The 5453-nt window shown below is 67.9% G+C and carries 2 protein-coding genes; both read right to left on the minus strand.

The features are described 5' to 3' along the window. A partial coding sequence (locus IEZ11_RS49960; protein ID WP_189269782.1) for a non-ribosomal peptide synthetase occupies positions 1–3417 on the minus strand: 3417 nt, incomplete at its 3' end. Continuing rightward, positions 3414–5453, minus strand: a 2040-nt coding sequence (locus tag IEZ11_RS49965) for a non-ribosomal peptide synthetase (RefSeq protein WP_229713995.1), incomplete at its 5' end; no start/stop codon positions are given. The genes IEZ11_RS49965 and IEZ11_RS49960, both read right to left, overlap by 4 nt.

Consider the following 5453-nt stretch of genomic DNA (forward strand, 5'->3'; position numbering starts at 1 on the left):
AGCCGGAAGATCCTCCACCGCCAGCACAACCTGCCGAGGCCGGCCATCCACAGCGACATACCGAGTACGCAACACCTCATGACGCACCAGCACATCCCGCAACGCATCCCCAAGCGCCCCGACATCCAGCTGCCGGCCCACACGCACCGCCAAAGAGATGTTGTAAGTAGGGCTGGGGCCCTCCAGCTGGCCGATGAACCACAGGCGTTGCTGTGCGAACGACAACGGCACCACCGCCGGCCGCGCCACCGCCACCACCGCCGGCCGCACAGCCCCGGCAACATCCAACCGCGCCGCGATCCCCGCCACCGTCGGAGCCTCGAACACCGCACTCACCGAAAGCTCGGCGTTCAGCACCTTCCTGATCCGGCTCACCAACCTCAACACCAGCAGGGAATGACCACCCAGATCAAAGAAACTGTCCTCCACCCCGACGCTGTCACGCCCCAGAACGTCCGCGAACAGCTGGCACAGGATCTCTTCTGGCACGGTGGTCACCGGACGGCTGGACCGGCCACCGTACTCCGGCACGGGCAGTGCCCTGCGGTCGAGCTTGCCGTTGCCCGTCAACGGCAACGTCTCCAAAACCACCACGGCCGAGGGCACCATGTGCGCAGGCAGCCGTGAGGCCACGTAGTCGCGCACCACCCTGTCTAGAGCGGAGCTGGACCCGGAGCTGACGACGTAGGCGACCAGCCTGACGTCGCCCGGCGTGGCCTCCCTCGCCACCACGGCGACGCGAGCCACCTTCTCGTGTGCAGCGATGACGGCTTCAACTTCACCCGGCTCGATGCGGAACCCGCGGATCTTCACCTGGTCATCGACCCGGCCCACGAACTCGAGGACCCCGTCACGGCTCCAGCGCACCACGTCGCCCGTGCGGTACATCCGCTCACCCGGGGCACCGAACGGGCTGGCGATGAAGCGCTCTGCGGTAAGCCCGTGACGGCCGAGGTAACCGCGCGTGACCTGGCGTCCCGCGATGTAGAGCTCTCCCGCCACACCGGCAGCCACCGGGTTGAGAAAGGAATCGAGTACGTAGACCTGGGTGTTCCACACCGGTCGGCCGAGGCCGACGGTTCCCGTTCCCATGGCGTCTCCCCCACGGACACGCATGAGGGTGCTACCGACGGTGGTTTCGGTCGGGCCGTACTCGTTCACCACGGACATTTGCGGGTAAGCGGCTCGCCATTGGTTCACCACCCCGATCGGGAGCGGTTCGCCGGCGGCCATCAGCTCCCCGCCGGGGGCTATCAGATCCGTCATGTCCATCATCGCGGTCAGATGGCTCGGAGTGGCTTTCATGAAGTCCACCGCCATGCCGCTTTCGACATCGCCGACGATCAAGCAGCCACCTGAGACCAGCGGACCCCACAGTGTGGTCACCGCGAAGTCGAAGGCGACAGAAGAGTGCAGTGCCACACGCAGGTCAAGTCCGTGCAGTTCCGCGACAGCCCACGCGAGGTGACTGCACACGGAACCGTGCGGGGCCACCACGCCCTTGGGCCGCCCGGTCGAGCCCGACGTGTAGATGACGTATACGGCATGCGCGGGGAGCAGCGGCCGTAGCCGGTCCGTGTCGCTGAGCGCGCTGTCATCCTGTTCGGCAAGCAGCTGCGGGTCGTCCACAGCCAACCAACTGTCCCGGGCCAGGGCGCGATCGGACAGCACCACCGTAGCGGCGGCGTCGGTGAGGGTCCCGTCGATCCGATCCGCGGGATAAGCCGGATCGATGGGCACATAAGCGCCGCCGGCCTTGACGATGCCCAGCAGGGCAACCACCAGGTCCGCCGATCGGGGCATGACAACACCGACCAAGGACTCCGGTCCAACTCCACGGCTGATCAGTGACCGAGCCAGTCCATTGGATCGTGCGTCCAACTCGGCATAAGTCATCTGGACGCCATCAGACGCCACCGCGACAGAGTCCGGGGTCCGAGCTGCCTGCGCCGCAAACAATTCCGGCAGGGTCGTGGCCGGTATCTCGTGTGCCGTGTCGTTCCACTGCACGAGGATCCGCCGGCGCTCGCCCTCGTCCAGCATCGGGAGCCCGCTGACGCGGACGTCGGGCTCGGCAACGATGGTCCTCAGCACCCGCAAAAAGCGCATCGCCATGCTGTCTACGGCCGACTTGTCGAAGAGATCTGCGGAGAAAATCAGTCCGCCGGTGAGGCCAGCAGGCAGGCCAGCACCGTCGAATCGTTCCCGCAGATCGAATTCGAGGTCGAATTTCCCAGGCGGCAGCGCGCTGGGGTATGTCCGCACCTCCAGACCAGAGAGTTCCATCGGCGTCTCACCGCCGCTCTGCACGTCGACCATGACCTGAAACAACGGATGACGTGCTATGGAGCGCTCAGGTGCCAGCTCCTCCACCAGGCGCTCGAACGGTATGTCTTGGTTCTCAAGAGCCTGCAGCCCGCGCTCCCGCGCCCGAGTCAGTAGCTCACGGATGGACGGGTCGCCGGAGAGGTCGTTGCGTATCACGAGGTTGTTCAGGAAGCATCCGACCATGTCGTTGAGTGCTTCGTCGGTGCGGCCGGCAATGGGCGTGCCGATCGGGATGTCCTGCCCGGCTCCCAGACGGGACAGCAGGACGGCCACCGCGGTCTGCAGCACCATGAACATGGTCACGCCATGCTCCTGGCACAGACGAACAAGTCCCGTATGTACCTCGGCGGGCACCTCGACAGGCACCACACCGCCCTCGTGACTGGCCACCGCCGGACGCGGCCGGTCCACCGGCAGCACCAGCTCCTGCGGCATCCCCTCCAGCACCCCACGCCAGTGAGCGATCTGCCGGCTCAGCAGACTCCCCGGGTCGTCCTCGTCCCCCAGCAGCTCACGCTGCCACAACGCATAATCCGCATACTGCACCGGCAACGGATCCCACCCCGGCACACGCCCCGCCACCCGATCCGCATACGCCCTGCCCAGATCACGCCACAACGGACCCATCGACCAGCCGTCGGCCGCGATGTGATGCACGACCAGGACCAGCACCCACTCCCCCACCTGGGCCTGCGCCTGCGCCTGCGCCTGGGCCGGTGAGTCCGTGCCCGCAGCCTCGTCCAGGGCGAGGAGCGTCGCGCGGATCGGCAGCTCGGACGACAGATCAAAGCGATGCCGCACCGCCCGCGCCACCCGTTCCTCCAGCCCGGCCTCGGCAACCCGCTCCACCACCAGCCGCGGATACGCCTGTCCCTCCCCCGCGATTTCCTGGAACGGCTCACCGTCCACCTCGGCGAAACGCGTCCGCAGCACCTGGTGCCGGTCGACCACATCCCGCAGCGCCTGGGCCAGCGCCTCCTGCGCCAGCCGCCCCCTCATCCGCACCACCAGCGGAACGTTGTAAGCCGCCCCGCCCTCGGTCTGGTTCACGAACCACAGACGACGCTGAGCGAACGACGCGGGAATCATGACAACTCCTTGGGATCAGACATACGACGCAGCGCCGGACGAGCAGGCGCCGCAGACTCCAGCGACGTCGCGATTCCTGCCACGGTTGGTGTGTCGAACAGCGCCCGCAGGGGCAGCTCGATATTCAGTTCTGTGCGGATTCGGCTGGCGAGCCGCATGGCGAGCAGTGAGTGTCCGCCCAGATCGAAGAAGTCGTCATCGACACCGACGTGGTCGAGCCCCAGGACTTCGGCGAACAGCCGGCACAGGACCTCCTCCACGGGTGTGGCCGGGCCACGGCCCCCGCCGGAGACGTACTCCGGTTCCGGCAGTGCCCTGCGGTCGAGCTTGCCGTTGACCGTCAGCGGAAGGGTGTCGAGTACCACCACCGCTGAGGGCACCATGAACTCGGGCAGCCGTGAGGCGGCATGCTCGCGCACCACCCGGTCCAGACCCGGCCGCGCGTCTGGTGCCGGTGTCACATAGGCGACCAGGCGTTTGTCGCCCGCAGTGTCCTCGCGGACCACGACCACCGCCTGCGCCACCCCGTCACAGCCGGCGACCACCGCCTCGACCTCACCGGGTTCGATACGGAACCCGCGGATCTTCACCTGGTCATCAGCCCGGCCCACGAACTCCAGCAGCCCCCCGGCCGTCCAGCGCACCACATCACCCGTGCGGTACATCCGCTCACCCGGACCGCTGAACGGATCGGCGATGAACCGTTCCGCGGTCAGGCCCGGCCGGCCCGTATACCCCCGCGCCATACCCGCACCCGCCACATACAGCTCACCCGCCACCCCGACCGGCAGCGGAGCAAGGAACGCATCGAGCACGTAGGCCTGCGTGTTGTCCATCGGACGCCCGACCGGTACCACCTCGCCCACATCACCCGCCGACACGAACGGCACCTGTGTCACGCACAGAGTCATCTCCGTAGGCCCGTATGTACTGCGCACCACCGTTCCCGGTACCGCTTCCAGCACCCCGCGCACCGCCGCCGGCGAGACCACGTCCCCGCCCGTGCTCACCTCGCTCAGCCCGCCGAACGCCCCCGGGTCCTCCTGCCCGATCTCCCGGAACAGCCCCGCCGTCAGATGCACATGCGTCAGCCCGTACCCGGACACCAGCTCCCGCAGAACCCGCCCGTCCAGCACCCCCTCCGGCGCCACCACCACACACCCGCCCGACAGCAACGGCACCCACACCTCATACGTCGAGGCGTCGAAGGAATGCGGCGCACGGAACAACGTCCGCGGCTTCTCCTCCCCCTCCCAGCACCTGTCCCGCACCAGATCGGCGACATCCCGGTGCGATACCGCCACCCCCTTCGGCACACCCGTCGACCCCGACGTGAACATCACATACATCAGCTGATCCGGCACCACCGCGACAGGCAGCCCGCCCTTCACAGACTCCCCGCCGCCGTCAGCGGCCGCGACATCCCTCTGCCCCACCACGAGCTGCACGCCGGCGTCCGAGAGGATCTGCTCGATGCGTTCCGCGGGATATTCCGGGTCGACGGGTACATACGCCCCGCCGGCCTTGACCACACCCAGCAACGTCACCACCAGCTCCACCGAGCGTGGCATCACCACCCCGACCAGCGACTCCGGGCCCACACCCCGCCCGATCAGATACCGGGCGAAACCATCAGACCGCGCATCCAGCTCCGCGTACGAGAGCGACTCCTGCCCGCACACCACCGCGATGGCCTCCGGCGAACGCGCCACCTGCGCCGCGAACAACTCCGGCACCGTCACCGCCGCAACATCCCGCCCCGTCGCGTTCCACTCCACCAGCAACCGCTCCCGCTCCACACCCGAGAGCACCGGCAGCCGGCCGAGGATCACACCGGCATCGCTCTCCAGTGCCTCCACCACGCCTTCCGCGGCAACCGCGACCAGTTCCCCCACCCGTGCGGGATCCAGCGGCGTGACCACCTGCACCGACAACCCGAACCCGTCGCCGAAGTCGTCCACGGCCACCACCACGGGATAGTTCGTGCGTTCCCGTCCCCACAACGCCCGCATGCCCTCGACCGCGTGCCCGCCGTC

The organism is Streptomyces fuscichromogenes (genome assembly GCF_014645815.1).
Taxonomy (GTDB): Bacteria; Actinomycetota; Actinomycetes; order Streptomycetales; family Streptomycetaceae; genus Streptomyces; species Streptomyces fuscichromogenes.